Source organism: Streptomyces albus subsp. albus (assembly GCF_000719865.1).
Classification (GTDB): Bacteria; Actinomycetota; Actinomycetes; order Streptomycetales; family Streptomycetaceae; genus Streptomyces; species Streptomyces albus_E.
This window is the reverse complement of record NZ_JOID01000001.1, coordinates 180334-206381: the sequence shown is the minus strand read 5'-3', so window position 1 is coordinate 206381 and position 26048 is coordinate 180334. Positions and strand designations below refer to the sequence as shown.

Here is a 26048-nt window from a genome sequence, read left to right as displayed (position 1 = left end):
CCGGCCCGGACCCCGAACGGCCGTCCCGCGAAACGCTGTTCGGGACCGCTCGGGACCCGGCCCCCTGGCCGGCCCGCACCCCGCCCGCGCCCACCGATTCGAGAGCCACCGGACCGGAAGGAGTTCCGACCGCCCGCATCCCACGCCCCGCGCCGCAGAACACCGAAGCGCACCCCGGGACCCGCACCGCGGACCGCACCACCCCGCCCCGTCCCATCCCATCCGGTCCGCCCGGAGTGAGCCGCGAAACAGCCCGGTAATCCGCCGCACTCTAGGCTGGACCACGGCGGACCGGCCGCCGGACGCACGGCCGGCGCCCCCGCCCCGCACCACCCCGACCGCCGCTCCAGCGCAGTAGCGGCCCGCAGCCCCCTGCCGCCCCGAGGAGCCGCACCGCCATGACCCGAAACGACGACGCCCGGCCGGAACCCGCGCACACGCCCGCGCCGGAACCCGCGCCGCGATCCGCGCCGGCACCCCTGCCGGAATCCGCGCCGGCCGCCGCCTACCCCGTCGGCCTGCGCCTCGCCGGCCGCCGCGTGGTCGTGCTCGGCGGCGGCCAGGTCGCCCAGCGCCGGCTGCCCGGCCTGGTCGCCGCCGGCGCGGACGTGCTGCTGATCTCGCCGTCCGCCACCCCCTCCGTGGAGGCCATGGCCACGGCCGGCGAGGTCCGCTGGGAGCGCCGCCGCTACCGGCAGGGCGACCTCGACGGCGCCTGGTACGCGCTGATCTCCACCGACGACGCCGGCGCCAACGCCGCCGCCTCCGCCGAGGCCGAGTCCCGCCGGGTGTGGTGCGTTCGCAGCGACGACGCCGGGGCCGCCACCGCCTGGACCCCGGCCACCGGCCGCAGCGAGGGCGTGACCGTCGCCGTGCTCACCGGCCAGGACCCGCGCCGCTCCGCCGCCGTGCGCGACGCCATCGTCGAGGGCCTGCGGGACGGCACCCTCGCCGCGCCCCGCCACCGCGCCCGCACCCCCGGCGTCGCCCTGGTCGGCGGCGGCCCCGGCGACCCGGATCTGATCACCGTCCGCGGCCGCCGGCTCCTCGCCGAGGCGGACGTCGTCATCGCCGACCGGCTCGGACCCCGCGATCTCCTCGACGAACTCCCGCCGCACGTCGAGGTGATCGACGCGGCGAAGATCCCCTACGGCCGGTTCATGGCCCAGGAGGCCATCAACAACGCGTTGATCGAGCACGCCAAGGCGGGCAAGGCGGTGGTCCGCCTCAAGGGCGGCGACCCGTACGTCTTCGGGCGTGGCATGGAGGAGGCCGAGGCACTCGCCGAAGCCGGCATCCCCTGCACCGTCGTTCCCGGCATCTCCAGCTCCATCAGCGTGCCCGCGGCCGCGGGCATCCCCGTCACCCACCGCGGCGTCGCCCATGAGTTCACCGTGGTCAGCGGGCATGTCTCCCCCGACGACCCGCGCTCGCTGGTGGACTGGGCGGCGCTGGCACGGCTGCACGGCACGCTGGTGCTGCTCATGGCCGTCGACAAGATCGGCCCGATCTCCGAGGCGCTGATCGCACACGGCCGCGCGCCCGAGACGCCGGTGGCCGTCGTCCAGGAGGGCACCACGGCCGCCCAGCGCCGGGTGGACGCGACCCTGGCCACGGTGGCGCGACGCGTCACCGACGAGGGCGTACGGCCGCCCGCGGTGATCGTCATCGGCGACGTCGTCACGGTCGGGCGGCGAACCGGGGAGGGGTGACCGCGCCGAGCCCCGAGGGCGAACCCCGCACCGCGGGAGCCGGCTCCGCACGTGACGGAGCATCCCGGCGCCGCGCTCCGGACCCCGACCGCACACCGGCGCCCCGCGCCCTCTCCCCGTACGCCGCGCCCTCCACCCGCCGCCCGCCGCCCGCCGCCCGGCGGACCGGCCTCTGGGCGAGAACACCGGACAAGGCAGTATCACCCTGTGGCTGAACTCATCACCGTCGACGACCCCGGCGACCCCCGGCTGCGCGACTACACGGACCTGACCGACGTCGAACTGCGGCGCCGCAGGGAGCCCGCGGAGGGCCTGTTCATCGCTGAGGGCGAGAAGGTGATCCGGCGGGCCCTCGCCGCCGGCTACCCGATGCGCTCCCTGCTGCTCTCCGCCAAGTGGGCCGAGGCGCTGCGCGACGTCCTCGACGCCGTGGCCGCCCCTGTGTACGTGGTCGACCCCGGCCTCGCCGAGCGCGTGACGGGGTACCACGTCCACCGCGGCGCCCTCGCCTCCCTGCACCGCAAACCCCTGCCCGCGGCGGGGGAGTTGCTGGCGGACGCCCGCCGGGTCGCCGTCGTGGAGGCCGTCAACGACCACACCAACATCGGGGCGGTCTTCCGCAGCGCGGCGGCCCTCGGCATGGACGCCGTGCTGCTCTCCCCGGACTGCGCCGATCCGCTCTACCGGCGGTCGGTGAAGGTCTCCATGGGCGCCGTCTTCTCGGTGCCCTACGCCCGGCTGGACGGCTGGCCGCGCGGGCTGGAGGCGGTGCGCGCCGCCGGATTCGAACTGCTCGCGCTGACTCCCGACGAGCGCGCCGTGACGCTCGACGAGGCGGCACCGCACCGGATGGACAGGGTCGCGCTGATGCTGGGCGCGGAGGGCACCGGACTGTCCCGGCAGGCGCTCGCGGCCGCCGGGACGTGGGTGCGCATCCCGATGGCACACGGCGTGGACTCGCTGAACGTGGGCGCCGCGGCGGCCGTGGCGTTCTACACGGTGGCGGCGGGGCGGCCCACCGGCTGACCGGCGCCACCGGCACCCGGCCCCGGACGGGGCGTCACGGACCGACCGGCCGCCGCCTTGCCGGCCTGCCGGTGATCCTCACCTCCGCGACCCTCGGGCTCGGCGGCGACCGCGACGGCGTCGCCTCGCCGCACCTGCCCCCGACAGGGCACGGCATCCGCCGAGCCCGGGACCGCCCGGCGGCCTCCCCGCCGGCTCGGCCGTTCCGGCCACCGTCCCCCCGGCTCAGTCCATCCGCTCCGGGCCGCTCACGCGGCCGCTCCCGTTCACGTGGCCGCTCGGGTGCGGCCCGCCCGCGTCCGGGCCGCGTCCGGCACCCCCGGTTCCGGCCTCTTCCGTTCCGGCACCGCCCGTTGCCCAGTCCGCGCCGAACGGTGCCGTCGGCCCCGGCAGCCCCCGGGCCGGTCCCTCGCAGCCCTGCGCCGCGGCGATCCCCAGCGCGACCAGCACCGTCACCGTCACGAACACCACCAGCCGCTGCCGCAGCAGCCGCCGGTCCGGGCCGGGCGCGGGCCGGCGCCCCGTGCCGTTCGTCCGGGACGGCGGCCGTGTGCCCGTACGGCGCCCCGTGCGGGACGGGGACGTCCGCCCACCCGGCGCACGCCTGCCCACAGGCCGCGCCCCCGAGCGGGCGCCGCCGCGGGACGGGGCCGGCGCGGACCCGCGCGTCCGCGAGGGGCCCGGCGCCGTGCCGGCCCCGTCCCGCTCCGTGCGCTGCCGCGCGTGTTCGGCCCCGGGCCGCTCACCGTGCTGCCGGCCGCCGGGGCGGTCGGCGGGGAGCCGGGACGGCGCCGGCCGCGCGTCCGGCAGCGGCCCGTGCGTCTCCCGCGCCGCGATCTCCTTCAGGCGCAGCGAGAGCTGGAGGGCCGTCGGCCGCTCCTTGGGGTCCTTGGCCAGACAGGCCCGGATCAGCGGCGCGAGCGCGTCGTGCACCCCGTGCAGCTGCGGCTCCTCGTGCACCACCCGGTAGAGCATGACCTCGGAACTGCCCTGCCCGAAGGGCGAGTCGGCGGTCGCGCAGTAGGCGAGCGTGGCCCCCAGCGCGAACACGTCGGTCGCGGGCGTGACCGCCGCGCCGCGCACCTGCTCGGGCGCCAGGAAGCCCGGGGAGCCGACCGCCGTCCCCACATGGGTCAGGGTGCTGGCGCCGGTCGCCCAGGCGATGCCGAAGTCGATGATCCGCGGGCCTTTGGGGGAGAGCAGGATGTTCGAGGGCTTCAGGTCGCGGTGCACGACGCCCGCCTCGTGGACGGCCAGCAGCCCTTCGGCGAGGGCCGCGCCGACCGCGGCGGTACGGGCCGCCGACAGCGGGCCCTCCTCGACCACCTTGTCGTGCAGCGACGGCCCCGGCACGTACTGGGTGGCGAACCACGGCCGGTCCGCCTCCAGATCGGCCGCCACCAGCCGGGCCGTGCAGCCGCCGCGGATCCGGCGGGCCGCGGACACCTCCCGCGCGAAACGGGACCGGAACTCCTGATCCTCCGCCAGGTCCGGCCGGATCACCTTGAGCGCCACCCGCTGGCCGCGCTTGTCCGAGCCCAGGTACACCACGCCCATACCGCCGGCGCCCAGCCGCCGGTGAATCCTGAACGAACCGACGACACGCGGGTCCTCGCGCCGGAGCCGCATCATCGCCATGTTCCAATCCCCGCTGCCCAGTCGGTCTGACGAGGCACAGCTTACGGATCGGCGAGCCGGAGCGCGCATAGGCCGCGCATACGCCGCCCCGGCGAATTGTCAGTGCCGGGTGGGATCCTGAAGGAGTGGGGGAAGCCGCGCGAACCGCGGTGGCCCGGCACGGATGCGCGATCTCAACGGTCCGTCGCAGAAGGGGGTTTGATCCGGTGAAGGGTGACCGCGTGGAGATAGTCGTGGACGCGGGTGACACGACACGGACGTACGAGATGACGGCCGGCCGGGCCGGCCGCAGGGTGGAGACGGCGGTGCGCCGGGGCGTGGTGGAGGTGAGTGAAGTCACCCGCAACGGCACCCCGGTGCGCACCGCCCGCTTCATGGCCAACCGGGTCCTCGCCCTGGTCGAGCACCCGGCCCCGAGGATCGACGAGTCGGAGCGGGGGGAGTGACGGGCGATGTCCCCTCGGGGAACACCCGCACGACCGGAGGCGGATGTCCACCCACAGGAGTAGCCGGAGGGCCCGGCAGTCATCCTGCGGGAGGCCGGAAGTCGATACGACGGGCTGACGCCCCGTCCCGGCCGCGCCCCTAATGTTGAAGTCAAGCGGCGGGCGGACGCACTCGTCCCCCGAGGTCAACGCCCGCCGCTTCCGGACATGACAGGAGACGGGGCGATGGCGGGCACAGTCGAGCGAACGGTCGGCCGAACGCAGGGGCGCAGGGCGCTCGGTGCGGTCGGGGTTCCGTCCCGGACGCCGTCCGCGGGCACCGCCGGCTCCGGCACCCGTCACCCGCTCGTCGCCACGGCGATGGTGCTGCCCCTGGCGGTACTCCTCACCGTGGTCTTCGGCGGCTGGGAGGCCGTCATGACACAGGCGTCGTCCGTGGCCGGACTGCTGGGGCGCTGACAGCGCACCGGACCCCGGGGAGAGCGGCCCGGGACGGGGAACTCCGGCCTGCAACACCCCGTGGGGACGGGGGTACGGCGGACGGCACGAACGCCCGGACAGCGGGGAGCTGTCCGGGCGTTGTGTTGCCCGGCCCCGGGCGGCAACGGAGCCGAAGGCCCTGCCTGCCGCCCGGGGGCACTTCGTCGGACGAACCGGTTCGGGCGGAAGGGGCCGCCGCGCCGGAGGAGGAAAGCACCGGACCCACCACCCCTCGCGGAGGGCCCGCACAGCGGGATAGGTTGCGCGCGACGGGGCGGTACGCAAGCGGCGCGACCGTGAACACGCGCGGGCTGCGCCGGTCCCGCAAGGGGGCAGGGGACAGGGCATGACCGGGTCACTCGTCGGCGAACTCGCCGGCATCGCCGCACGGGCCGGAGCCCTCTCCACGGCCGGGCCATCACCAGAGTGCGCAGAAAGCCGGGGGCCCGGAGCGTCCACGCCCCCGCACACTACGGTCCCGCGCCCGCGCCCGAGTCGTGGCAGCACCGGCAGCACCGACGGCGGCGGGAGCACCAAGGGCACAACGGACACCACGGGCAGGGGCGGTACCGAGCACACAGGCAGTACCGAGCACATGGGGGAGACCGGCGAGGCCGGCCGGCCCCTGGTCCTCGCCGACCGCCCCGACGGCACCGTGGTCCGGCTCGGCTCCGTCGTCTCCAAGGCCCACCCCGCCGACAGCGACCGCGCGGCCCTGTCCGTACGCCTCCGCGTCGCCGCCCACCCCCTGCTCGACGGCATCCTCCTGGCCCCGCTGCCGGTCCCCGCCCCGCCTCTACGGCCGGGCCGCCCCCAGGCCCCGGCTCGAACCCAGGCCCCGAGCCGAGCCCCGTCCCCGAGCCGAGCCCCGTCCCCGAGCCGAGCCCCGTCCCCGAGCCGAGCCCCGGCTCGGGCCCAAGTTTCACGCCCGGCTCAATCCCTAGCCCCGGCCCAAGCCCCGGCCCCGCCGCCCGTCCTCCTGGCGGAGCTGCGCGACGGCCGCCCCGCCACCCTCTGGCCCCACGGCATCCCGGTGTGCCCGGACGACCCCGACGCCGCTCCCTGGGAGGCGGCGGCGGTCCTGCTCGCCCGGCTGCACGCCGTACCGCCGCGCTCGCTCCCCGGCCCGCTGCCGCCCATGCGCGGCCCCGCCAAGACCGCGCGGGCGCTGCGGCGGCTGCGGGACGTGCCGCCGGGCTCCGCCTCCGCCGCCGTCCTGCGGGCGGCCGGGCGGCTGCCGGCCTGGGCGCGCGGGGAGGAGCCGCCGCCCGGCGCCGGGGACCACACCCTCTGCCACGGCGACTTCCACCTCGGCCAGCTCGTCCGGAGCCCCGCCCCCGGCGGCCCCTGGCTGCTGATCGACGTGGACGACCTGGGTCTCGGCCCGCCCGCCTGGGACCTCGCCCGACCCGCCGCCTGGTACGCCACGGGCCTGCTCGCCCCGGAGGACTGGACCCGCTTCCTCGGCGGGTACCGGTCCGCGGGCGGCGCGGCCCTGCCCGCCGACGGCGACCCCTGGCCGCATCTCGACGTCCCCGCCCGCGCGTTGACCGTCCAGTCGGCGGCCCAGGCGCTGGTGAGGGCCGCGGCCGCGCGCCGGGCGCTCGACGAGCCGGAGGAGGCGCTGGTCGACGCCTGCTCCCGGATGGCCCGGCTCCCGGTGGAACCCCCGGCCGGGACGCGGGCGTCCCCGTAGGGTGAACACACTCATCGGCGGGGGCGGCCCCGGCGGTGCCGACGGACTCGCGAGGAGCTGAGCCGATCATGCAGTGTCCCAAGTGCCACGCACCGATGCACATGTACAACCGCAACGGTGTGCAGATCGAGCAGTGCAGCGGTTGCCGGGGGATCTTCCTCGACTACGGGGAGCTGGAGTCGCTGACCCGGCTGGAGTCGCAGTGGTCGCAGCAGGCTCCGCCGCCCGGCCCGGCGCCGCAGGGCTACCCCGCCGGTCCGGCCCCGGCCGCACCCGCCTGGGGCGCTCAGCATCACGGGGGCCACGGCCACTACGGACACCACCGGCAGAAGAGCTTCGGCCGGATGCTCTTCTCCTCCTGAGCCCCGCGCCCCCGGCCCCCGCACCTCGCGGTGGGACCGGCGGCACACGACCGAGGGCCGGAGCTTCTCGCTCCGGCCCTCGGCCCTTCGGTGTGGACGATACTGGGATTGAACCAGTGACCTCTTCCGTGTCAGGGAAGCGCTCTCCCGCTGAGCTAATCGTCCGGGATACGGCGTGCGCGATACTGGGATTGAACCAGTGACCTCTTCCGTGTCAGGGAAGCGCTCTCCCGCTGAGCTAATCGCGCGGGGCGGCCCGGAGCCGTCCGGGGACGGCGGCCGAGCCGCAGGTGGTGCGAGGTCCCGAAGGACCCGGTGGACGATACTGGGATTGAACCAGTGACCTCTTCCGTGTCAGGGAAGCGCTCTCCCGCTGAGCTAATCGTCCGAGGTGGAGACGGGATTTGAACCCGTGTAGACGGCTTTGCAGGCCGTTGCCTCGCCTCTCGGCCACTCCACCAGGCAGGGACCAGGGATGATCCCCACTTCGAGCGGACGACGAGATTCGAACTCGCGACCCTCACCTTGGCAAGGTGATGCTCTACCAACTGAGCCACGTCCGCACGGTTTCCCCGGATCACTCCGGGTGCCACCCTGTCCCCGGTCCGCTTGCGCGTCCCGGCGACGTGTCGAACTCTAGCGGATTCCCGGGCCAGCTCAAATTCCGTTTGCCCAGCGTGCTGCGCCCGTCACCGGCGGGCGAGTGCCGGGCGGCCCGCCGGCCATAGAATCGCACCCGTGTCCGACCTCGTCCCTCTGGCCCGCTTCGGCGGACTCGTCGCCGCTGACCTGCGCGACGTCACCGGCGATCCCGCGGCCCTGGAGTCCAGTGGCTTCTGGGCCGTGGTGGCCGGCTTCGAGGGGCGGCTCGTCTGCGCGCGGTTCGGCGACGTACGGCCCGCGCGGCCCCAGGCTCCCGCCCCGGGAGCCTGGCGCGGCCCCGCCCCCGGGGAGTGGACCTCCTCCCTGGACCGGGACGGCTACCTTGCCGGCGTCCGCCGCATCCGGGAGCACATCGCCGCGGGCGAGGTCTACCAGGCCAACCTCTGCCGGGTGCTCTCCGCGCCGCTGCCCGACCCCGCCACGGCCGACATCGACGCCCTGACGGCGCTGCTGGCCCGCGGCAACCCGGCCCCGTACGCGGGCACCGTCCGGCTGCCCGCGCACGGCGTGGAGATCGCCACCGCCTCGCCCGAGCTCTTCCTGCGGCGCAGCGGCCGCACCGTGGAGTCGGGGCCGATCAAGGGCACCGGCCGCACCGCCGCCGATCTGCTGGAGAAGGACCACGCCGAGAACGTGATGATCGTGGACCTGGTCCGCAACGACCTCGGCCGGGTCTGCGCCACCGGCTCGGTGACCGTCCCGGAGCTGTGCGCCGTCGAGGAGCACCCGGGGCTGGTGCACCTGGTCTCCACGGTGCGCGGCGAACTGGCCGGCGGCACGGGCTGGCCCGAACTCCTGGACGGCACCTTCCCGCCCGGCTCCGTCACCGGTGCGCCCAAGTCCAGCGCGCTGCGGATCATCGAGGCGCTGGAGACGGCGCCCCGCGGCCCGTACTGCGGCGGTATCGGCTGGGTCGACGCGGACCGCGGCACCGGCGAACTGGCCGTCGGCATCCGCACCTTCTGGATCGACCGCGAGGCCCCCGGCGGCACGCGGCTGCGCTTCGGCACCGGCGCGGGCATCACCTGGGGCTCCGACCCCGAGCGCGAATGGGCCGAGACCGAACTCAAGGCGTCCCGGCTCCTCGCGATAGCGTCGGAGCGTCCGGAGCCGCCGGAGCCACCGGAGCGTCCGGGGCGACCGGAGGCAGCGGGACAGCCGCAGGCCGCGGAGCACACCGCGGCCCGGGGAACGCGAGGAGAGACACCGTGAAGATCTGGCTGGGCGGGAAACTGCGGGACGCGGACGACGCGCGCGTCTCCGTGCTCGACCACGGACTCACCGTCGGCGACGGCGTGTTCGAGACCCTCAAGGCCCAGGACGGCCGGGCCTTCGCCGTCAGCCGCCATCTCGACCGGCTGGCCGTCTCCGCCCGCGGCCTCGGCCTGCCGGAGCCCGACCGCGATGAGGTACGGCACGCCTGCGAGGCCGTGCTGGCCGCCAACCCCCTGCCCTACGGCCGGCTGCGGATCACCTACACCGGCGGGCTCTCCCCGCTCGGCTCCGACCGCGGCACCGCCCGGCCGACCCTGGTGGTCGCCCTGGGCGAGGCCAAGCCCTCGCCGGACACCACGGCCGTCATCACCGTGGACTGGGTCCGCAACGAACGCGGCGCCCTGACCGGCCTCAAGACCACCTCGTACGCGGAGAACGTCCTGGCGCTGGCCCGCGCCCGTGAACAGGGCGCCTCCGAGGCCCTGTTCGGCAACACCGTGGGGCAGCTCTGCGAAGGCACCGGCTCCAACGTCTTCGTGGTCCTCGACGGCGTTCCGCACACCCCGCCGCTCACCTCCGGCTGCCTCCCCGGCATCACCCGCGCCCTGACCGTCGAGTGGACCGGCGCCCGGGAGACCGAGCTGCCGATGGACGTCCTGGACCGGGCCGAGGAGATCTTCCTGACCTCCACGCTGCGCGACGTCCAGGCCGTGCACCGGGTCGGCGACCGGACGCTGCCCGGCGCCCCCGGACCGGTCACGGCCAAGGCGATGCGGATCTTCGCGGAACGCTCGGCGGCCGACCCCGACCCGTCCTGACCCGGCCCGCCCCCGACCCGGCCGCCCGACGCCACCCCGGACCGGGCGGGGCGGAGCCGGCGGGAAGCCCGGTTCCGCACGACGGGTGACGCCGGGCGTCCGCGCCCGGTACAACATCGTGATGACGACAACTCTGCGGCCCACGGGGCCGGAACGGCGCGACCGCGACGGTGCGCGGGCCCGCGGCTACGAGGTCTGCGTCAACAGCCGCCCCGTGGGCACCGTCGGCCTCACGGCGGACGCCCGGTCCGGCCCCGCCGTGGGCCGTATCGAAGGACTGCGGATCGCCGTGCCCGACCGGCGGCGCGGGCGCGGCACCGTGGCCGTCCTGGCCGCCGAGGAAGTGCTGCGCGGCTGGGGCTGCGCCCGGGCGGAGATCGCCGTACCCGAGGCCTCGGGGGCGGCCCTGCGGATGGCGGAGGCCCTGGGGTACACCGAGTTCGCCCGGAATCTGCGCAAGCGGGTCCCCGGCGACCCGCCGCCCCTCCCGGCGGGAAGCGAGAGCCGCCCCATGAACGCCACCGAGTTCACCGCCTGGCGGCGGCAGGCCGAGGAGAGCTACGCGCGCTTCTGGACCGGGCGCGGCATCCCGGCGGAACAGGCCCGCGCCAAGGCCCGGGCCGACCACGCGCGGCTGCTGCCGGACGGGGTCCGCACCTCCGGGACCCGGCTGCGGATCCTCGCCCACGAGGGCGCGGACACCGGCGTGCTCTGGCTCGGGCTGGGCGAGCGCGCACCGGAGGGAGTCGACGCCCACGTCTACGAGGTAGAGGTGGCGGAGGAGTTCCGGGGACGCGGCCACGGCCGGTCCCTGATGCTCGTGGCCGAACACGAGTGCCGGGCGGCCGGCGCGGAGACCGTCGGTCTGCGCGTCTTCACGGACAACACCCCGGCCGTGCGCCTCTACGCCTCCCTGGGCTACGAGACGGCCCTCCGCCTCCTCGCCAAGCCCCTGCTCTGACCAGCCCGGCCGCGGGCCGTGCGGTGGCCGCGCCCCGCGGCCGGGTTCCGCCTCCGCCGGGGAGAAGCGGTGCGGGCCGTGCGGTGGGCGGTTCCCCGTGGGGCGCACCCCCGGCGCACGGCCGACGGGCGGCTGCCGGCACCCGGTACGAGCCCGTGCCGTCACGGCCGGTCGCGGTGGCCTCCGGCCGGGCCCGGAATTCCCGCCCGGGCCGCGCCGGCGCGGCCGGCCCGGCCCCGGCGCGGGCGGCGGGTCAGGAGCGGCTCCCGCCCTCCGCGAGCAGCCGGTCCGCGATCGCCTCGACGCGCTCCCGCAGTCCCTCCTGGCTGCGGCTCCCGTCGAGCCGCTCGCCGCCGATCACATACGTCGGCGTGCCGGTCACCCCGATCGCCTTCCCCTCCGCCTGGTCGGCGTCCACGATCAGCATGTGCCGGCCGTCGACCAGGGCGGTGTCCATCTCCTCGGCGTCCAGGCCGAGTTCGCGGGCGACCTCCACGAGCACCGGCTCACCGCGCCGCCCCAGCTCCTCGGCGCGCTCCAGGACGGCCTCGGCGTAGCGCCGGCCCTCGCCCTGGGCGGCCGCCTCCTCGGCGGCCTGGGCCGCGGCGTGGGAGTGCCGGTGCTTGTCCAGCGGGAAGTGGCGCAGCCGGGTCTCGAGGGCGTCGCCGTAGCGGGCGCGCAGGGCGCGGAGGTCCGCCAGGGCGGTGCGGCAGTCGGGGCACTGCAGTTCGCACCAGACGTCGAGGACGACGGTGGTTCCGGTGGTGGTGTCACTCATGGCCTCAAGTCTTCCAGCCCGTCCGGGCGGCCACGACCGGCACCTGAGGATGACGCGGACCCCGGAAAGTCCCCGACCCCGGCCCCGCGGCATGGCCCCTGCGCCCGGCCGGGTGCAGGATGGAAGAGGAACACGGAACGAACGGACGCAGGAACGCACGGGGGATGGGAGTGGCCATGTCCGCGATCGTCGGTGGGGGACCGCCATGCTGACCACGACCGTCTGCGTCGCGCTGTCCGCGGCCGGCCTGGCCGTCGCCCTGCTCACCGCCTACCGGAAGCGTTTCCTGGCCGCGACCAGGATCGCCGCCCTCGCCCTGATCCCCGTCGGCCTGGCGATGGCCGGGCTGGCCGATCTGGCCGGTGACGTCGCCGCGGCCACGGCCGACTGGGCCGCCGGTCTGGTGCTGAAGCCGTCCGTCTGGGCCGGGTTCGCGGTCCTGGCGGTCTCCGCGGTGCTGCTGGTCGTCACCCGGATCGTGGGCAGGCGCCGCGGCTCGTCCCGTGCGGAACGCCGGGCGGCCTCCGGCGGGGAGCGGCGGGGCGCGGTGGCGCCGGGCGCGTCGACGCCGTCCCTGGGCCCCGGACGCCCGCCGGGCCGGGAGGAACCGTCCGGCAAGAGCGGCAAGAGCGGCAAGAGCGGCAAGCGGGGCGGCGGGGACACCGGGCTGGAGGACTTCGAGGACATCGAGGCGATTCTGAAGAAGCACGGAATCTAGAAAGTAGAGCCGAGAACATTTGAACTCCGGGTGAATTCCGGCGTCTTGGCGTTGTGCGTGGCCGCGCGTGCGTCATCATCTGCCCGAGATGAAAGACGACCTTGCCCTTCGGGCCACCGAACCACCCCTGACCTGCGCAGAGCCGAGCCCCCGGAGCCCCGTTCCGCTCGCCGCCGAACCCGCCGAACCCGTCGAATCCGCCGCGCCCGTCGTGCCCGCCGCGCCCTCCGAGAGCCGCGGCTGCCTCTACGCGCTCTCCCAGCCGCCGCTGATGCTCTTCCTCACCGTCATCGGCTCCCTGCTGCTCTTCGGCGCCGTCTACGACCTCTTCGGTCTCCACCGGTGGTGAGGCCCCGGTTCCGGCCCGCGCCCGCCGTCCCGGGAGCCCGCCGGGCTCACTGTTCCGCGGCCTCCCGGCGCCGGGCCCGGTAGGCGGCCACGTGCAGCCGGTTGCCGCAGGTGCGGCTGTCGCAGTAGCGGCGCGAGCGGTTGCGGGAGAGGTCGACGAAGGCCCGGCGGCAGTCCGGGGCCTCGCAGCGCCGCAGCCGCTCCCGCTCGCCGGCCACGACGAGGAAGGCGAGGGCCATGCCCCCGTCGGCGGCGAGGTGGTCCGCTATTGAGGAGCCCGGCGCGAAGTAGTGGATGTGCCAGTCGTAGCCGTCGTGGTCGGTCAGCCGGGGCGTGGTGCCGGCGGCCGCCACCATGGCGTTGAGCAGGCGTGCGGCCTCCGCGGTGCCTCCGGCGGCGAAGACCTCCGCGAAGCGGGCGCGGACGTCCCGTACGGCGGCGAGGTCCTCCGCGCCGAGGGTGCCCACGTCGCTGATGTCGTGGCGGCGGACGAAGCGGTGGAGGTCCGCGAGGTCCTGGAGGGCGTCGGGCTCGTCGCCCTCCCCCGAGGTGTTCACGAGATCGATGACGCTGTCGAGCGCGCACCGGGTGTCGTGGTTGATCAGCACGGATCGCTCCCTGGCCGGTGGTCGGCGGCTTCCTCTTCGGATGCCGGCCGACTCTAGCGGCTCGCCGGGCGCGACGGCGCCCTCCACCGCGGAGCCACCGTGGTGGAGGGCGCTGTCGTTCGCGGTCCTGCGCTGGTCCGGGCCCGAGCCGTCGCCCCGAGTCGGACGGCTTGAGCGGTGAGCGGTTGCGTTGCTGCGGGTGGCTGACCCGCGATTCCTGCCTCCTCAGCTCTCCGCGAGGATGTGGGAGAGTTCGGTGTCGAGGTCGAAGTGCCGGTGTTCGGTGCCGGGCGGCACCGCGGCGTCCGTCCGCTTGAGGAAGGATTCCAGCGCCCGCGCCGGGGCTTCGAGCAGTGCTTCGCCCTCCGGTGAGCTCAGGGCGATGCAGACGACCCCCTGCCCGTGGCTGCGGGATGGCCACACCCGGACGTCGCCGGTGCCGGTGGGCCGGTGCAGCCCCTCGGCGAGGAGGTCGCGGGCGAACACCCACTCGACGGTTTCCTCGGCTCCGGTGTGGAAGGTGGCGTGCACGGCGTAGGGATCGGCCGTGTCATACCGCAGGCCCGCCGGGACAGGCAGGGAGGATTCGCTCGACACAACGAGGCGCAGGTGCAGCTCGCAGCTGACCGTGGTGTTCATAAGCGCCATGGCCTTTCGCTCAGTGTGCGCTCGGGGATTCGCACGTCGGCGAAATCGACATGCCACCGAGGGTCCGGTTGTAAACCCCTCTGACCCTTTTACGGGCCTTTGCGTAACCCGTATGGAGGAGTCTTCGGTCATACTCACGACCGTTCCGGCCGCGCCGGGGTGTCCGGTAGGTTTGATCCATGGATGCGGAGAGTGACGGGCGCCGGGGGGTCGTCGGTCCGGCGCCGGCCGGTGCCGCGGCCGCCGAGGTGCGGAGCGGGGCCCGGAGTGCGACGGTGGTCGGGACGAGAACGGAGCCGGGGCCGGAGGCGGAAGTGGAGTCTGATCCGGAGGGCGGGGGCGAGCACCGGCTCGGCTCTCGGGCCCCGCGCTTCATCCGGGCCTCCCGGCCGCTCCATCTGAGCTGGCAGGTCGGGGTGTTCCTGGTCGGCCTCGCGGTCGTGGCCGCCGGGGCCGCCATGCTCGTTCTGCCCGGGCCCGGCTGGGTCGTGATATTCGCCGGTATGGCGATCTGGGCGACCGAGTTCGTCTGGGCCCAGCTGGTGCTGCGGTGGACGAAGCGGAAGGTCAAGGAGGCCGCCAAGAAGGCGCTCGACCCCAGGGTGCGGCGGCGGAACATCATCCTGACGATCACCGGCGGTGTGATCGCCGCGGCCGGCTGCGGCTACTACGTCTGGGAGTTCGGCTTCCGGATGCCGTGGGACGTGGCCTGGTAGCGACAGCGGTCCTGAGCAGGCCCCGGCGTGCGGTAATGTTGGGCCCGCGCCCGGGCGATTAGCTCAGCGGGAGAGCGCTTCGTTCACACCGAAGAGGTCACTGGTTCGAACCCAGTATCGCCCACCACCGGCCGCGGGCCGGGGAGACGGACAGTCTCCCCGGCCCGCGGTCTTTTGCGTGGGTTCGGGGCCGCGAGCCCGGTCCCGTGCGCCCGGTTCACGGACCGCGGCAGGTTGGCCGGTATGCCGGGCAACAATTCAAGGGAGCCCCTGGTCTTACCGGTTGCAGAGGTACAGACAACTACTGGGGGGTAGTCATGCGACGACTGAGCGGCACACTGGCCGCGCTGATACTGGCCTTCGCCGGTCTGGCGGCGACCACGACACCGGCCGCGGGTGCGGGGCCGGCACCGGCACGGGCACCGGCCGGGGAATGCTCCGTGACCTGGGGGAGCGGGGTCAAGGCAGAGTGGGACTCCGACTACAAGCCGCTGGTGAACATCAGGAGCGGACGGCACGACTGCTACGACCGTCTGGTCTTCGACATCGACGGTACGGCCGCCGACCGGATCGGCTACTACGTCCGCTACGTCAGCCAACTGCGCCAGGACGGATCCGGTGATCTGATTCCGGTCAAGGGCGGCGCGATCCTGGAGGTCGTGGCCTTCGCGCCCGCTTACGACCCGGAGACGATGGAGCCGACCCTCCCGGGCGTGAGGCTGAACGTCGACGGATACCGGACCTTCCGGGACGTCGTGGTCGCGGGCAGCTTCGAGGGCCAGACCCAGGTGGGGCTGGGCGTCCGCGCCCGGCTGCCGTTCCGGGTCTTCCAGACGGCCGACCACCTGGTGGTCGACGTGGCGCACACCTGGTGAACCGGCCACCGGCCCGCCGCCCGCGCAGCCGGGCGGCGGGCCGGACACGCCTGCGGGCGAGGCCGCCCGCCCCCTTCTTCCCCCTTGTTCTGCCCTGCCTGCGTTCGCCCGCACCCGAATCATCATCTGGTTCTGACGTAATGCTCATTGACTGTGTCAACACCTGTTAGCCTACCGCGCAGTTGACGACACTGTGTGCGGTGGACGCGCGCCGTGCTCCCTGCTCCGTGGAAGGAGCGGGAGCGATTCGGCGTGCCGGGACAAGCCGCCGGTGAACGGAGAGCCGGTGAAGCGGCGGTGCGCATCGCGCATCACGCGTCCCGGCGCGGCTCCGCCCGGCCGAGCTCCCTCCGCGCGAAAAGAACCATCAGGGGGGACCGATGACACACCTTCATGCCGGACGGAACGCACGGCGGGGACAGCGGATCCACGGACGGCCGGGGGCGGGACGTTTCGCGGGCAGGGCGGAGCGGATAGCCGGCCGTGCCGTGACGCGCGGGAGATCCGCTGTCCTCGGCGTGCTGGCCGTCGCTCTGCTCGGCGCGTGCGGGGGAGGAGATCCGCAGGCGGAGCCGAGGAAGACAGTCACCGCGACGGCCACCACGACCGTGACGGCCCAGCCGGAGCGGATGTCCTCCCAGAAGGGAACGACGCTCGGGAAGGCGCGCAAGGCGGCGGAGGCCGCCGGGTACACCGCGTCCGCGCACAACGCCAGCAAGGGTGACGCCGAGCCGTCCGGAAGCTGGAAGGTCTGCTTCGAGGACATCGGCTACGGCACGGTCGACTACGGAGCCGTCGAAGAGGGTGCCCTCTGCCCGAAGAAGGACGGCGGCCCGCTGACGTGGCCCAAGACCCCCGACGTCACCGGCACGGTCTACGCCAAGGCCGTTACGGCGCTGACCAAGGCCGGGCTGGACGAGGACGACATCAGTGCCGGCTCGGCGTACAGGGACGTCACCGTCACCGCGGACGACGCGGAGAGCGACCCGGACGACTACACGGTCTGCTTCCAGTCCCCCAAGGCCGGCAGCGACATCAAGCCGGGCACCAAGGCCGAACTCACGCTCGTCGAGGGCGACTCCTGCCCCTCCGCGAAGGGCACCTACAAGGACCGGAAGAACGACCCCGACTACACCCCGCCGGCCCCCGCCCGCGACAGCGGCACCGGCAGCTCGTCCGGCGGAGGTTCCGGGAGCGGCTCCGGTGGCTCGGGCGGTTCCGGTGACACCGGGCAGTGGAACGGCCAGTGCGAACTGATGTCCCCGGCGGGCAACTGCTACCGGGCCGGCCAGTTCTGCGCCAACAAGCACCTCGGCCTGCAGACGCACGACGCGGGCGGACGGATCATCTACTGCAAGGAGCGCGCCGACGGGCAGCGCTGGAACTACTCGTAACCGGTCACGGCCGGCGTGAACGGCCGAGGCGTACCGCCGGCCCCGCTGGGGGAATCCGCCGGTACGCCTCGGCGCCGCTCAGCGCGCGGCCGCGTACCGCACGAACCGCGCCCAGCCGTCCCGGCCGACGCGGAAGTGCGGGAGCGTCATGTCCTTGGAGTCCCGGACGTGGACTGTTCGTTCCGTGATGGCGACCTCGACGCAACTGTCGCCCTGTGCCGTGCTGTAGCTGGACTTGAACCAGTTGAGGCCGGTCGTGCTGCTCATAGGGCTCCTCGCATCCGCTGCAACAGACCCACGGAATCCCCGGGGGAGAGGGCCTGCGAACGCAGTCTCGCATAGCGCATGTGCAGCCTGCTGACCGCTTTCGGGACAGAGATCAGGCGGCCGTTCTCCTGCCCTTCCGAGTAGGCGCGCCAGCTTCCGTCAGGAGTCTCCAGCAGTTGCAGCGGGCCGGCCAGGCAGGCGTGGTATTCGCAGGCCGCCGGCATGATCTGGAGGGTGACGTTCCTCGGCGCGACCGCCGCGAGAACATGGTCGAGCATCCCCCGGGTGATCTCCGGCCCTCCGATACGGCGCTGGAACACGGCCTCGTCGACGATGAAGTCGAAGGCGGTCGTCAGACGTTCCGCGAGCAGTCGCTGTCGCTCCCGCCGGACCCGGATCGTGGCTTCCACAGCCTCGTCGGACATGGGTGGCAGCTCGTTCTCGCAGAGCGCCCGCATATACGCCTCCGACTGCAACAACCCCGGCACCACCCGGCATTCGTACGTCCACAGGCTCACCGCGTCCCGCTCCAGCCGTGCCCACCGCCGGAACCACAACGCGAGTCCCGGTTCGCCACGGGTCAGGTGCTGGGCGGCTTTGCGCAGGGCGCCGGTGTTGCCCAACGCCTCATCGGCTCGTTCGACGAACGCGGGGTCGGGCATGCGGCGGCCCAACTCGACGGACTCGACCGTGTGTTTGGAGAAGTTGACGCGCTTGCCGAAGTCGGTCCGGCTGAGCCCGGCGTGCTGGCGCAGGGCTTGGACGACGGCGCCGAAGGTGCGCAGACTGTCCGACGGGCCGGGCTCCCGCTGGAAGCAGCCGCCGACACCGCCACCGTCCGCGGTTCCCGTCATCTCGTCGTTCTCGGTGGTCTCCGTGGTCTCGGTGGTCATGCGCGGCCCCCTCATGTGCTTGACGTGCGAACTCCCCGCAGGGCAACCCGTCCAGCGTGACGCCGGTCTCCGGACGCTGTCCACTGAAAGTGCCCGTACGATCACTTTGCGTACGGGTCCGGTCGCTCGGGAGCGTCCGTGAACGCCCGCCGTTGGAGGCGCCGCCGTCGCGGCGGACCGCCGGGGAGGCGCACGTCACACGCGGTCGTGTCACACCGCGCCCGGCTGTTCCGTCCGAGAGGTGTAGTCACCAACGACGAACAGGAGTTGCAACCGTGGAAGCTCGCCTGAACCCCTTCGGCAGCCCGGTCGCCGGCACCTTCCTGAAGCACCTCGCCGCGGCGGGGCGGGTGCTCGGGGAATCGACGCTGCCGCCCGCGACGCGCGAACTGGTGCTGCTCCGTGCCAGTCAGATCAACGGCTGCGCCGGATGCATCGACATGCACACCAAGGAAGCCCTGGCCGCCGGTGAGACCTCCACCCGTCTGCATCTGGTCGCGGCCTGGCGGGAGGCCACGCTGTTCACCGAGGCCGAACGCGCCGCGCTGGAGCTGGCCGAACAGGGCACCCGTATCGCCGACGCGGCCGGCGGTGTCCCGGACGACGTCTGGGCGAACGCCGCCAAGCACTACGACGAGGAGCAGCTCACGGTCCTGGTGTCCTTCATCGCCCTCATCAACGCCTTCAACCGTCTCAACGTCATCACCCAGCAGCCCACCGCCGGCGACTACCGGCCGGGGCAGCACGGATAGCGGGACCGTCCGGCCGGGCCGCCGCCTCGCGCACGGGGGCGGCACGCGCCCCGGGTCCCCTCACCGGGACCCGGGGCGCCGGTGACGGAAACGGGCGGGCGGCGGCCGATGAGTTTTCCCGTGACCGGCGGTCAGAGATCATGGTTGGTGCGCCGCGGCCACAAGGGCGGCGGAAACCCGCGCCGGCCGAGCCTGCCGAGAACCGGACACGAGACACCGAGGAACTGAGATGCGCACCCTGATCAGCACGGCCTTCATGTCACTCGACGGCGTCGTGGAAGCCCCGGGCGGCGAGCCCGGCTACCGCAACTCCGGGTGGACCTTCAAGGACGTCGAGTTTCTCCCCGAGGCGTACGACATCAAGGACCGTGAGCAGAGGGAAGCCACCGCGATGCTGCTGGGCCGCGTCAGCTACCAGGCGTTCAGCCCGGTGTGGCCCGCCATGGAGGACTTCGCGGACTACAAGGCGATGCCGAAGTACGTCGTGTCCACCACCCTCGGCGAGGACGACCTGGTGGCGGACTGGGGCGAGACGACGATCCTGCGCTCGCTCGACGAGGTCGCCGCGCTGAAGAAGACCGAGGGCGGCCCGATCATCGTCCACGGCAGCGCCTCCCTGAACCGGGCCCTCTCGGACGCCGGCCTCGTCGACCGCTACCACCTGCTCGTCTTCCCGCTCCTGCTCGGCGCGGGCAAGCGGCTTTTCAGCGCCACGGACAAGGACGCGCAGAAGCTGAAACTGGTCGAGCACGCCGCCTATGCCAACGGCCTGCAGCTGAACGTGTTCGACGTCGTCCGCTGACAGGGCTTCCGGGGCTCCCGTCGCTGACCGGCCCGGGTCGCTCAGACGGTCACGACGGTCACCGCGCTGTCGAGCCCTTTGAAGTCGTCCGGGTTGCGGGTGAACAACGGCAAGCCGTGGACGGAGGCGATCGCGGCGATCATCAGGTCCAGTCTGCGGGGACGGGGATTGCGGTTGGCCGCGAGCGTGAGGGACACCAGCGTGCCGTAGCGCGCCGCGGCGTCGGCGTCGAAGGGCAGGGGGTCGAAGTCGGCGGCGGCTGCCCCCAGCTTCTCCATCCTCGCGGCCCTGGCCACGGGGTTCTGGGCCACCGCCACCCCCTGCTGCAATTCGGCCATGGTGATGGCGGTGAGCTCGGGAGCGGCGGGCAGGGCGGCGGGATCGAGCAGACCCAGGTCGATGTACACGCAGGTATCCAGGACCCCGGAGGGGAAGCGGTCAGCCACGGCCGCGCTGCCACGGGTCCTCGTCGACGCGCTCTTCGGAGCCGAAGAACTCGTCTCCTTCCCTGCGCATCTCCGCGTAGTCGACGCGGGGGAGCCCGCGATGCCGCTCCACGAGCTCCTCGGCGCTCAGCCTGCGCCTGCGGCGGATGGGGCGCAGTTCGGCGACCTCCGTACCGTTCCGTGTGATGTGGTAAACATCGCCGGCCTCGACCGCGTCCATGACGGCCGCGGAGTTGTTGCGGAACTCGCGCTGGGTGATCGTCTTCATGCGACCAGTGTAGCCCGGCGTGTCTCGCCGGGCTACGGTCCTTTCTTGGGCGGGCGCCCGCCCTGGTGGCTCCTCTCGTCCCACTGTGCCGGCGGCCCTCGCGGCGCGCTCGGGACCTCCGGGCCGGGGGCTCGCCACCTGCGCGGCCGCGACCACGGTGAACCACCGTCGGCCCGCCGCGCCGAGGGACGGGACGGGACCGTGGACAGGGGCCCCGGACGGGAGGGCGGCGGGCCGGCTCAGATGATCGTGCCGACGTCCCGGGTGGTGATCGCGTCCATCGCCCGTTCGGCCACGGCGGCGATCGTCATCGACGGGTTGCACGCGCCCGTGGTGCCCGGGATGAGGGCGCCGTCGAGGACGTACAGGCCGCGCTGGCCCCGCACCCGGCCCTCGAGGTCGCACACGGTGCCCATCGCGGCGCCGCCGAGCGGGTGCCAGGTGCTGTTGACGAGGTTGTTGGTGTCCGTGAGGACGCCGAGTCCCCGGGAGAGCGCCGAGACCCGCCGCTGGATCTGCCGGTGGCTGCCGGCGTCGCCGTTCCGGGGCCAGTGGAGCGATACCGAGTCGGTGAGCGCGTTGTAGCGGAACCGGCCGCGGTCCGGGCTGACGCCGAATCCGACCAGCATGGTCGTCCTCGCGTTGACGCCCAGGGGCGGGAGGGAGGCCTGGATGACGGTGTTCGCTGTCGCCGGGTCGTCCCAGTCCTTGCTGCCGTAGATCACCGGGCCGCCCTGTTCGGCGCCGAAGTCCTCCTGGAGACTGGTCCAGGCGTAGATCCGGTCGCCGTTCGTCCCCCATCCCTCGCCGAGCCCGTCGGGCAGATCGGGGATGTCGCCGAGGGCGCCGGCGCGGACGAGCAGCTTGCTGGTGTTCAGGCTGCCGGCCGCCATGACCAGGGCCCGGGTGGTGAGGATCTTCTGCTCCAGCACCCGGCCCGCGTCGTCGGTGCGGTCGGCGTGCACCTCCCAGCGCCCGTCCTTGGCACGGACGACGCGGGTGACGTTGTGGTGCGTCGCGACGGTGACCCTGCCCGTCGCCTCCGCCTGCCGCAGGTACGTCACGTCGACCGAGTGCTTGCCGCCGTTGTTGACGCCGAGCGCGCAGTCGCCGTTCGTGTAGGACGGCTTCATCTCGCCGCGCAGCTCGGCCAGGGCGTAGTCCCAGTCGATCGGCATCGGGATCTTCTCCAGGCCGTAGCCCGCTTTCCGCACGCGTTCGGCGAACAGCCTTGCGGCGTAGTAGTTCGGGGTGCGGATCAGTTCGTCCGGCGCCGTCGCGACCTTCAGCATCCGCGCGACCCGTGGATAGTGGACCCGGTCCATGCGCCGGTAGTCGAGCTGCTCCGGCAGCCAGGTGGTGAACACCGCCTCCGACGGCTGCAGCGTCATCCCCTGGTACACGAGCGAGCCGCCGCCGACCCCGGAGGCGCAGACACCCAGCATGTTCTCGCCGAGCACCGGTTCGAGCAGCCCGACGTACGGGGCGAAGTCCAGCGGGGCTCCCAGCAGTCGCGCCAGTGGCCGGACCGCCGCCGGCACGGTGCCGTACCACAGCGTCCGCTTGTCCAGCCGCGCCATGGTCGGGAACGTGTCCGCGTCCGGCCCCGTCGGCCAGCGGCGCCCGCGCTCCAGCACGGTCACGGGGACGCCGGCCCGCGCCAGCCGGAGCGCCGTCACGCCCCCTCCGAATCCCGAGCCGATGACGACGGCCCGGTGCTCCTCCCGGGTGAGCCGCACGCGGGCCGGTGCGGCCGCGGCGGCGGGAGACGTGAGCAGGCTCGCCGCTCCGATTCCCGCGGCTCCGGTGAGGAAGGCGCGCCTGGTGGTGGGCATGGGCAGCTCCTGTGGGGGGTGAGGGTGGGGGTGGTGGGAGAAGGTTCTCCGGCGCCGCCAGGGGCGGTGAGGTCGCGTCAGGGCTGGAAGGGCATGGTCCGGCAGTTCGAGGTGGTGGCCTCGCCGGAGAGGCGGTCGGTCAGCCAGGAGACGGCGTCGCCCTGGTCGGTGAGGAGCGGCACCAGGTGGTTGGTGAGCAGCCCGTCGCCGAGGTTCGGCAGGGCGACGGCCTTGTAGGTGACGTCGGCGCCCTTCCGGCACCAGTCGACGGCGAGTTGACGGGCCTGTGCGTGGGGGACGATGTCGTCCTGGATGCCGGTCACCAGGCGCACGGGGCCGGCCGGCTTCAGCGTGCCGATGCGCTGGGCGTCGAGCATGGCCCGCATCCTCGGTTCGCCGCGGACGATGTCGCCGACGGACTCGCCGTTGCTGGTCCATGCCGTGCTCTTGGCGAAGGCGTAGCCGAAGATCGCGTCGCCGACGCACATCGTGGACAGGTCGGCCAGCGCGGCCCTGCCGGCGTCGTTGAGGTAGCGGTCCGCGATGTCGCCCAGCCCGGGGTCGGTCTGGAGGAAACCGTTCAGCGACCAGCCCAGGGCGCCGGCCAGGGCACTGCCGTCGATCCCCTCCATGACCTCGGTCAGATCGGCCGGAGGCGCGCCGGAGTAGGTGCCGGACAGGGGGATCTCCGGGGCGTAGGACGGCTGGAGTTCGGCGGCTGACGCGGCCGCGCCGCCGCCCTGGCTGTAGCCGTAGAGGCCGACGCGCGACGCGGAGGTGACCGACGCCCCGGGCACGGCGCGCGCCGCGCGGACGGCGTCCAGCAGGGCGTGCCCGCCGTCGAGACGGTTCACGTACGTGTGGAGGCGGTCGGTCGCGCCCAGCCCGGCGTAGTCGGTGACCACCACCGCGGCGCCCGAGGCCAGGAGCCGGTAGACGGAGAGGTCCTCGTAACCCACGGACACGGTACGGCCGTTCAGCATGATGGGGTGCTGGAGGGCCATCGAGGCCGCGCACTGGTCGCCCTGGCCCATGGTGCCGGGGGCCACGGCCACCAGCGGACGCGGGCCCTCGCCCTTCCAGGCCGCCGTGGGTTCGATGTAGGCGCCCGTCACCGCGACCGGGCTGCCGCCCGCGTCGGTGGACTTGTACATCAGCCGCGTCGCCCGGCCGGGGAGCGGGCCGTCGAGGCCCGGCAGGCTCAGGCTCAGGGCCAGGGGGAGGGGCTCGGTCCGGACCAGGGCACCGTTGGCCTCGGGGAGGGACTCGGGCGGCTGGTAGAAGGCGGGGATGGTGACGCCGCGGGAGACCACGGGGTCCGAGCCGGTGACTGCCGCGGCGGGGAGCGTCTGGACGCCGAGGCAGGCGAGGGCCGCGAGTGCGGTGACCAGCAGACGGCCGCGGGCAGGCGGTGTGGTGCGGCCGCGGCGTGCGGGGGACGCGGCGCGGCCGGGGCCGGCGTGCGCGGAGTCCGCGCGTTCGGTGGCGGGGTGTTCGGTGGCGGGGTGTTCGGTGGCGGGGTGTGCGGCGCCGGGGTGTGCGGCGGAAGCGGGATTCGGCTGGTCGCTGGTGGGTCGGTCCATGGTGGGCGCTCCCCGTTCGTGTGGGTGTGGGTGTTTCTCGCGCGGCGTGGGACGGCGCGGGCTGTGGCGCCGCCCGCCACCTGCCGTCCGTGGCGGCCGGGCCGTACGCGCAGGCCGCCGGGGCGCCCCGGCGCTCGCTGGTGGCGGCTCCGCCGCCCGGACGTCACCGGCTCCGACCGGCCAAGTCCGGTACGGCGCCCTGGCGTCCACCGCGGGTGTTACCCGCGGTCACATCGGGAGAGTAGAGGTAGGTGTCACTCAGTGACAAGATGCCCGCACGTGCCATTTCGCGGCGGGTGGCTATGCTGCCGGGGACCGAACACACGCACGGGGCAGGGACGGTGGGGCACGGTGCGGGACGCGGCACCCGTGAACCGGGCGGAGACGGCCGGGTCGGCCACGTCGGCCGAGCGGGCGGGACCGGCCGAGTCGGCGGGGCCGGCCGCGTCCGACGCGCCGACGGCCAAACCGTCGCTGACCGAACGCCGCAAGGCGGCCCTCCGCCTCGACATCGCCCGCGAGGCCGTCCGCCTGTTCACCTCACAGGGCGTCACGGGCACCACGGGCGAGCAGATAGCCCGGGCCGTGGGCATTTCGCCCCGCACGCTGTGGCGGCACTTCCCCACCAAGGAGAGCTGCGTCCGCCCGCTGCTGACGGCGGGCCTCGACGCCGCCACGGACCGGCTGCGCCACTGGCCGCCGGACACGGGCCTGCTGAACTTCCTCACCGGCGCCTGCCGGCAGGGAACGCTCCCGCACGTCGACCCCGCCGTCCTCGACCTGATCCGCATGACCCGGACCGAGCCCGCGCTCCGCGCCGTCTGGCTGCAGGCGCACGACGACGCGCTACCCGTCCTCGCCGAACTGCTCGCCGGGCGGTCCGGCGCGAGCCCCGACGACCTGCGGGTCAAGGTGCACGCAGCCACCGTCAACGGCGCGCTGCGCGCGGCGGCGGAGGACTTCGCCCTCCGCTTCGGCGACGACGCCGGCGCCGCGGGCGACGAACTGGCCGCATGCCTGCACGCAGCCCTCCGCGCGGCGGCGGAGGGACTGCCGTACTGACGGCCCGGCGCGGCCGGTGCCCCCAACTCGTCGGCCCGCCGGGTGCGGGAACCGATGGGCTCGCTTCGCGGCGCGCTGTTCACCGATCGCCTAGTGCAGTGCCGGGCAGGAGACCAGGTGCTCCTCGTGGGCAGGCCACCCCCCCGGACTCTCCGGACCGTCTTGGCGGCGATGTCGGAGAGGCCGGCGCCGGATGTGCCGAAGCGTCGGTCCGGAGCGGATTCAAGCCGGTCAAAGGTTGCCGGCCGGACTGTCTCGAAGCGCTTGCTGCCGCCGAACTGCAACCCGAAGGGCGCGTCCCGCGAGCGGATTTGGCCCGCGCCCGGTGTCTCTGACACACGCTGTGGTCACGAAGCCCGCCGTCTCCGCCACAAGCGGTTCGCCGACGTCCACACGAGACCGGCCAGGGCGGCCACGAACGCCAGGGAGAACACGGCCACGGTGGGATTCACCCACACCGGGACCAGGTCGTAGCCGGCGTTGCACTTGTTGCTCAGCGGGAAGAGGCGGGACCAGTCGTCCAGGTGCGCCCTGCGGTACGTCTCGTCGTACGGCTGGTGGTGCCAGTACTGGCAGGCCTCTTCGGTGTCCAGTCCGCCGGAGAAGAGTCCCCGGAACCAGGCGATCAGCGTGATGACGAGGGACACCCAGGCGGCGTGGGCGAACCAGCCGGGCCTCCGCCAGTCGTCGGCGTGCAGGCCCCGGGCGAGCCGCCACACGCTCCACGCGGTGATGAGGAGCGGGATCATTAATGACATTGCGTCGCGTACTCCCGGGTCGGTCGCGCCCGCGCCCAACCGGACGGCCGCGCGTCTACGCAAATCTGTTCGGACCCGCGAGCTTCTCACTGCCGCCGGGCAGGGAGTCGCGCGGGCGGGGCGACGGCTGGGTGGTCCTGGAGGCGGCCCGTGGGGAGCGGCCGCGGGGAAGCGGCCCGGTGCGAGTGCGCCGACCGTGATACCGGTTCGGGCGTTCTCGGTCAGTCCGTGGCCTGTTTGCGTCTCCGGGGTCGTCCGTGTGTCGGCCGGTGCGGAGATG

Annotated in this window: 28 protein-coding genes and 6 tRNA genes; 18 read left to right on the top strand and 16 right to left on the bottom strand. The window is 73.9% G+C overall.

What is annotated here, in order from left to right:
• Nucleotides 1-398: 398 nt before the first annotated feature.
• Both cobA and IF83_RS0100930 read left to right on the top strand, forming a co-directional pair.
• Nucleotides 399-1712, top strand: coding sequence for a uroporphyrinogen-III C-methyltransferase (gene cobA / locus IF83_RS0100935; RefSeq protein WP_078843046.1), 1314 nt, complete (start codon nucleotides 399-401; stop codon nucleotides 1710-1712).
• Nucleotides 1713-1919: 207 nt separating this feature from the next.
• Entirely contained in the window at nucleotides 1920-2738 is an 819-nt protein-coding gene (locus IF83_RS0100930) for a TrmH family RNA methyltransferase (protein ID WP_030542044.1), read from the top strand.
• 225 nt (nucleotides 2739-2963) lie between these two features.
• Here the strand turns inward: IF83_RS0100930 and IF83_RS0100925 are convergent, their stop codons facing one another.
• Complete coding sequence (locus IF83_RS0100925; RefSeq protein ID WP_078843045.1) at nucleotides 2964-4376, bottom strand: serine/threonine protein kinase; 1413 nt, start codon at nucleotides 4374-4376, stop codon at nucleotides 2964-2966.
• A gap of 206 nt (nucleotides 4377-4582) precedes the next feature.
• On the opposite strand from IF83_RS0100925, the gene IF83_RS0100920 reads away from it, so the two are divergent.
• From IF83_RS0100920 to IF83_RS0100905, 4 genes are all read left to right on the top strand, one after another.
• Complete coding sequence (locus tag IF83_RS0100920) at nucleotides 4583-4822, top strand: hypothetical protein (protein ID WP_030542042.1); 240 nt, start codon at nucleotides 4583-4585, stop codon at nucleotides 4820-4822.
• A 225-nt stretch (nucleotides 4823-5047) separates the two neighbouring features.
• Complete coding sequence (locus IF83_RS0100915) at nucleotides 5048-5281, top strand: hypothetical protein (RefSeq protein WP_030542041.1); 234 nt, start codon at nucleotides 5048-5050, stop codon at nucleotides 5279-5281.
• 616 nt (nucleotides 5282-5897) lie between these two features.
• Complete coding sequence (locus IF83_RS29680) at nucleotides 5898-6998, top strand: phosphotransferase family protein (protein WP_037678119.1); 1101 nt, start codon at nucleotides 5898-5900, stop codon at nucleotides 6996-6998.
• 68 nt (nucleotides 6999-7066) lie between these two features.
• Nucleotides 7067-7360: a TFIIB-type zinc ribbon-containing protein gene (locus tag IF83_RS0100905; RefSeq protein ID WP_030542039.1), complete on the top strand. Its 294-nt coding sequence runs from the start codon at nucleotides 7067-7069 to the stop codon at nucleotides 7358-7360.
• 93 nt (nucleotides 7361-7453) lie between these two features.
• Here the strand turns inward: IF83_RS0100905 and IF83_RS0100900 are convergent.
• From IF83_RS0100900 to IF83_RS0100880, 5 genes are all read right to left on the bottom strand, one after another.
• Nucleotides 7454-7525: transfer RNA gene (locus IF83_RS0100900), tRNA-Val, on the bottom strand.
• Between the two features lie 11 nt (nucleotides 7526-7536).
• Nucleotides 7537-7608, bottom strand: a tRNA-Val gene (locus IF83_RS0100895).
• A 68-nt stretch (nucleotides 7609-7676) separates the two neighbouring features.
• Nucleotides 7677-7748, bottom strand: a tRNA-Val gene (locus tag IF83_RS0100890).
• A 1-nt stretch (nucleotide 7749) separates the two neighbouring features.
• A tRNA-Cys gene (locus tag IF83_RS0100885) sits at nucleotides 7750-7820 on the bottom strand.
• Between the two features lie 30 nt (nucleotides 7821-7850).
• Nucleotides 7851-7923: transfer RNA gene (locus tag IF83_RS0100880), tRNA-Gly, on the bottom strand.
• Nucleotides 7924-8098: 175 nt separating this feature from the next.
• Between IF83_RS0100880 and IF83_RS0100875 the strand changes: the two genes are divergently transcribed.
• The 3 genes from IF83_RS0100875 (at nucleotide 8099) to IF83_RS0100865 (ending at nucleotide 11017) form a co-directional block, all read left to right on the top strand.
• Complete coding sequence (locus tag IF83_RS0100875) at nucleotides 8099-9235, top strand: chorismate-binding protein (protein WP_051722326.1); 1137 nt, start codon at nucleotides 8099-8101, stop codon at nucleotides 9233-9235.
• Nucleotides 9232-10056, top strand: a complete 825-nt coding sequence (locus tag IF83_RS0100870) for an aminotransferase class IV (RefSeq protein WP_030542037.1) — start codon at nucleotides 9232-9234, stop codon at nucleotides 10054-10056. The genes IF83_RS0100875 and IF83_RS0100870 overlap by 4 nt, the downstream gene beginning before the upstream one ends.
• Nucleotides 10057-10177: 121 nt before the next feature.
• Nucleotides 10178-11017 carry a GNAT family N-acetyltransferase gene (locus tag IF83_RS0100865; protein WP_030542036.1) on the top strand — a complete coding sequence of 280 codons (840 nt, stop codon included), beginning with the start codon at nucleotides 10178-10180 and terminating at the stop codon, nucleotides 11015-11017.
• A 253-nt stretch (nucleotides 11018-11270) separates the two neighbouring features.
• Here IF83_RS0100865 and IF83_RS0100860 read toward each other — a convergent pair whose 3' ends face one another.
• Nucleotides 11271-11795 carry a DsbA family protein gene (locus IF83_RS0100860; protein WP_030542035.1) on the bottom strand — a complete coding sequence of 175 codons (525 nt, stop codon included), beginning with the start codon at nucleotides 11793-11795 and terminating at the stop codon, nucleotides 11271-11273.
• A 205-nt stretch (nucleotides 11796-12000) separates the two neighbouring features.
• On the opposite strand from IF83_RS0100860, the gene IF83_RS0100855 reads away from it, so the two are divergent.
• Nucleotides 12001-12513, top strand: a complete 513-nt coding sequence (locus tag IF83_RS0100855) for a hypothetical protein (protein ID WP_030542034.1) — start codon at nucleotides 12001-12003, stop codon at nucleotides 12511-12513.
• An 88-nt stretch (nucleotides 12514-12601) separates the two neighbouring features.
• Nucleotides 12602-12862, top strand: coding sequence for a hypothetical protein (locus IF83_RS29675; RefSeq protein WP_158710962.1), 261 nt, complete (start codon nucleotides 12602-12604; stop codon nucleotides 12860-12862).
• 46 nt (nucleotides 12863-12908) lie between these two features.
• Here the strand turns inward: IF83_RS29675 and IF83_RS0100845 are convergent, their stop codons facing one another.
• The gene (locus IF83_RS0100845) at nucleotides 12909-13469 is read right to left on the bottom strand and encodes a CGNR zinc finger domain-containing protein (protein WP_030542033.1); all 561 of its coding nucleotides are present in this window, start codon (nucleotides 13467-13469) and stop codon (nucleotides 12909-12911) included.
• A 225-nt stretch (nucleotides 13470-13694) separates the two neighbouring features.
• Entirely contained in the window at nucleotides 13695-14108 is a 414-nt protein-coding gene (locus IF83_RS0100840) for an SsgA family sporulation/cell division regulator (protein ID WP_003959770.1), read from the bottom strand.
• Nucleotides 14109-14431: 323 nt separating this feature from the next.
• Here IF83_RS0100840 and IF83_RS0100835 point away from each other — a divergent pair, with 323 nt between their 5' ends.
• From IF83_RS0100835 to IF83_RS0100820, 4 genes are all read left to right on the top strand, one after another.
• A complete protein-coding gene (locus IF83_RS0100835; RefSeq protein WP_051722363.1) occupies nucleotides 14432-14833 on the top strand; it encodes a TIGR02611 family protein in 402 nt (133 codons plus the stop codon).
• A 52-nt stretch (nucleotides 14834-14885) separates the two neighbouring features.
• Nucleotides 14886-14960 (top strand) — tRNA-Val (locus IF83_RS0100830).
• A 190-nt stretch (nucleotides 14961-15150) separates the two neighbouring features.
• Nucleotides 15151-15708: an AMIN-like domain-containing (lipo)protein gene (locus tag IF83_RS0100825; protein ID WP_030542031.1), complete on the top strand. Its 558-nt coding sequence runs from the start codon at nucleotides 15151-15153 to the stop codon at nucleotides 15706-15708.
• Between the two features lie 488 nt (nucleotides 15709-16196).
• Nucleotides 16197-17102, top strand: coding sequence for a PASTA domain-containing protein (locus tag IF83_RS0100820; protein ID WP_158710961.1), 906 nt, complete (start codon nucleotides 16197-16199; stop codon nucleotides 17100-17102).
• Nucleotides 17103-17180: 78 nt separating this feature from the next.
• On the opposite strand, the gene IF83_RS0100815 is transcribed toward IF83_RS0100820, so the two are convergent.
• Nucleotides 17181-17369, bottom strand: coding sequence for a DUF397 domain-containing protein (locus IF83_RS0100815; protein WP_030542029.1), 189 nt, complete (start codon nucleotides 17367-17369; stop codon nucleotides 17181-17183).
• Complete coding sequence (locus IF83_RS0100810; protein WP_107046673.1) at nucleotides 17366-18262, bottom strand: helix-turn-helix domain-containing protein; 897 nt, start codon at nucleotides 18260-18262, stop codon at nucleotides 17366-17368. Before IF83_RS0100810 ends, IF83_RS0100815 begins: the two co-directional genes overlap by 4 nt.
• A gap of 275 nt (nucleotides 18263-18537) precedes the next feature.
• Between IF83_RS0100810 and IF83_RS0100805 the strand changes: the two genes are divergently transcribed.
• The gene (locus IF83_RS0100805) at nucleotides 18538-19014 is read left to right on the top strand and encodes a carboxymuconolactone decarboxylase family protein (RefSeq protein ID WP_030542027.1); all 477 of its coding nucleotides are present in this window, start codon (nucleotides 18538-18540) and stop codon (nucleotides 19012-19014) included.
• A gap of 229 nt (nucleotides 19015-19243) precedes the next feature.
• On the top strand, nucleotides 19244-19816 hold the full coding sequence (locus IF83_RS0100800; RefSeq protein WP_030542026.1) for a dihydrofolate reductase family protein: 573 nt from the start codon (nucleotides 19244-19246) through the stop codon (nucleotides 19814-19816).
• Between the two features lie 41 nt (nucleotides 19817-19857).
• Here the strand turns inward: IF83_RS0100800 and IF83_RS0100795 are convergent, their stop codons facing one another.
• The 4 genes from IF83_RS0100795 to IF83_RS0100780 form a co-directional block, all read right to left on the bottom strand.
• On the bottom strand, nucleotides 19858-20223 hold the full coding sequence (locus IF83_RS0100795) for a type II toxin-antitoxin system VapC family toxin (protein WP_394297292.1): 366 nt from the start codon (nucleotides 20221-20223) through the stop codon (nucleotides 19858-19860).
• Between the two features lie 31 nt (nucleotides 20224-20254).
• Nucleotides 20255-20530, bottom strand: a complete 276-nt coding sequence (locus IF83_RS0100790) for a type II toxin-antitoxin system Phd/YefM family antitoxin (RefSeq protein WP_030542024.1) — start codon at nucleotides 20528-20530, stop codon at nucleotides 20255-20257.
• A 239-nt stretch (nucleotides 20531-20769) separates the two neighbouring features.
• Nucleotides 20770-22365 carry a GMC oxidoreductase gene (locus IF83_RS0100785; RefSeq protein ID WP_030542023.1) on the bottom strand — a complete coding sequence of 532 codons (1596 nt, stop codon included), beginning with the start codon at nucleotides 22363-22365 and terminating at the stop codon, nucleotides 20770-20772.
• A gap of 77 nt (nucleotides 22366-22442) precedes the next feature.
• On the bottom strand, nucleotides 22443-23948 hold the full coding sequence (locus IF83_RS0100780; protein WP_078843041.1) for a lipase family protein: 1506 nt from the start codon (nucleotides 23946-23948) through the stop codon (nucleotides 22443-22445).
• Nucleotides 23949-24422: 474 nt separating this feature from the next.
• On the opposite strand from IF83_RS0100780, the gene IF83_RS0100775 reads away from it, so the two are divergent.
• Entirely contained in the window at nucleotides 24423-25010 is a 588-nt protein-coding gene (locus IF83_RS0100775) for a TetR/AcrR family transcriptional regulator (RefSeq protein ID WP_030542021.1), read from the top strand.
• A 347-nt stretch (nucleotides 25011-25357) separates the two neighbouring features.
• Here the strand turns inward: IF83_RS0100775 and IF83_RS0100770 are convergent, their stop codons facing one another.
• Complete coding sequence (locus IF83_RS0100770) at nucleotides 25358-25759, bottom strand: hypothetical protein (protein ID WP_051722324.1); 402 nt, start codon at nucleotides 25757-25759, stop codon at nucleotides 25358-25360.
• Nucleotides 25760-26048 lie beyond the last annotated feature (289 nt).

Bases quoted from the DNA above. Each gene is read 5' to 3' on its own strand.
- IF83_RS0100770 (WP_051722324.1), bottom strand. From the start codon at position 25,759: ATGATCCCGCTCCTCATCACCGCGTGGAGCGTGTGGCGGCTCGCCCGG.
- IF83_RS0100925 (WP_078843045.1), bottom strand. From the start codon at position 4,376: ATGGCGATGATGCGGCTCCGGCGCGAGGACCCGCGTGTCGTCGGTTCG.
- IF83_RS0100800 (WP_030542026.1), top strand. From the start codon at position 19,244: ATGCGCACCCTGATCAGCACGGCCTTCATGTCACTCGACGGCGTCGTG.
- cobA (WP_078843046.1), top strand. From the start codon at position 399: ATGACCCGAAACGACGACGCCCGGCCGGAACCCGCGCACACGCCCGCG.
- IF83_RS0100915 (WP_030542041.1), top strand. From the start codon at position 5,048: ATGGCGGGCACAGTCGAGCGAACGGTCGGCCGAACGCAGGGGCGCAGG.
- IF83_RS0100860 (WP_030542035.1), bottom strand. From the start codon at position 11,795: ATGAGTGACACCACCACCGGAACCACCGTCGTCCTCGACGTCTGGTGC.
- IF83_RS29675 (WP_158710962.1), top strand. From the start codon at position 12,602: ATGAAAGACGACCTTGCCCTTCGGGCCACCGAACCACCCCTGACCTGC.
- IF83_RS0100840 (WP_003959770.1), bottom strand. From the start codon at position 14,108: ATGAACACCACGGTCAGCTGCGAGCTGCACCTGCGCCTCGTTGTGTCG.
- IF83_RS0100790 (WP_030542024.1), bottom strand. From the start codon at position 20,530: ATGAAGACGATCACCCAGCGCGAGTTCCGCAACAACTCCGCGGCCGTC.
- IF83_RS0100855 (WP_030542034.1), top strand. From the start codon at position 12,001: ATGCTGACCACGACCGTCTGCGTCGCGCTGTCCGCGGCCGGCCTGGCC.
- IF83_RS0100815 (WP_030542029.1), bottom strand. From the start codon at position 17,369: ATGAGCAGCACGACCGGCCTCAACTGGTTCAAGTCCAGCTACAGCACG.
- IF83_RS0100810 (WP_107046673.1), bottom strand. From the start codon at position 18,262: ATGACCACCGAGACCACGGAGACCACCGAGAACGACGAGATGACGGGA.
- IF83_RS0100785 (WP_030542023.1), bottom strand. From the start codon at position 22,365: ATGCCCACCACCAGGCGCGCCTTCCTCACCGGAGCCGCGGGAATCGGA.
- IF83_RS0100905 (WP_030542039.1), top strand. From the start codon at position 7,067: ATGCAGTGTCCCAAGTGCCACGCACCGATGCACATGTACAACCGCAAC.
- IF83_RS0100780 (WP_078843041.1), bottom strand. From the start codon at position 23,948: ATGGACCGACCCACCAGCGACCAGCCGAATCCCGCTTCCGCCGCACAC.
- IF83_RS0100865 (WP_030542036.1), top strand. From the start codon at position 10,178: ATGACGACAACTCTGCGGCCCACGGGGCCGGAACGGCGCGACCGCGAC.
- IF83_RS29680 (WP_037678119.1), top strand. From the start codon at position 5,898: ATGGGGGAGACCGGCGAGGCCGGCCGGCCCCTGGTCCTCGCCGACCGC.
- IF83_RS0100825 (WP_030542031.1), top strand. From the start codon at position 15,151: ATGCGACGACTGAGCGGCACACTGGCCGCGCTGATACTGGCCTTCGCC.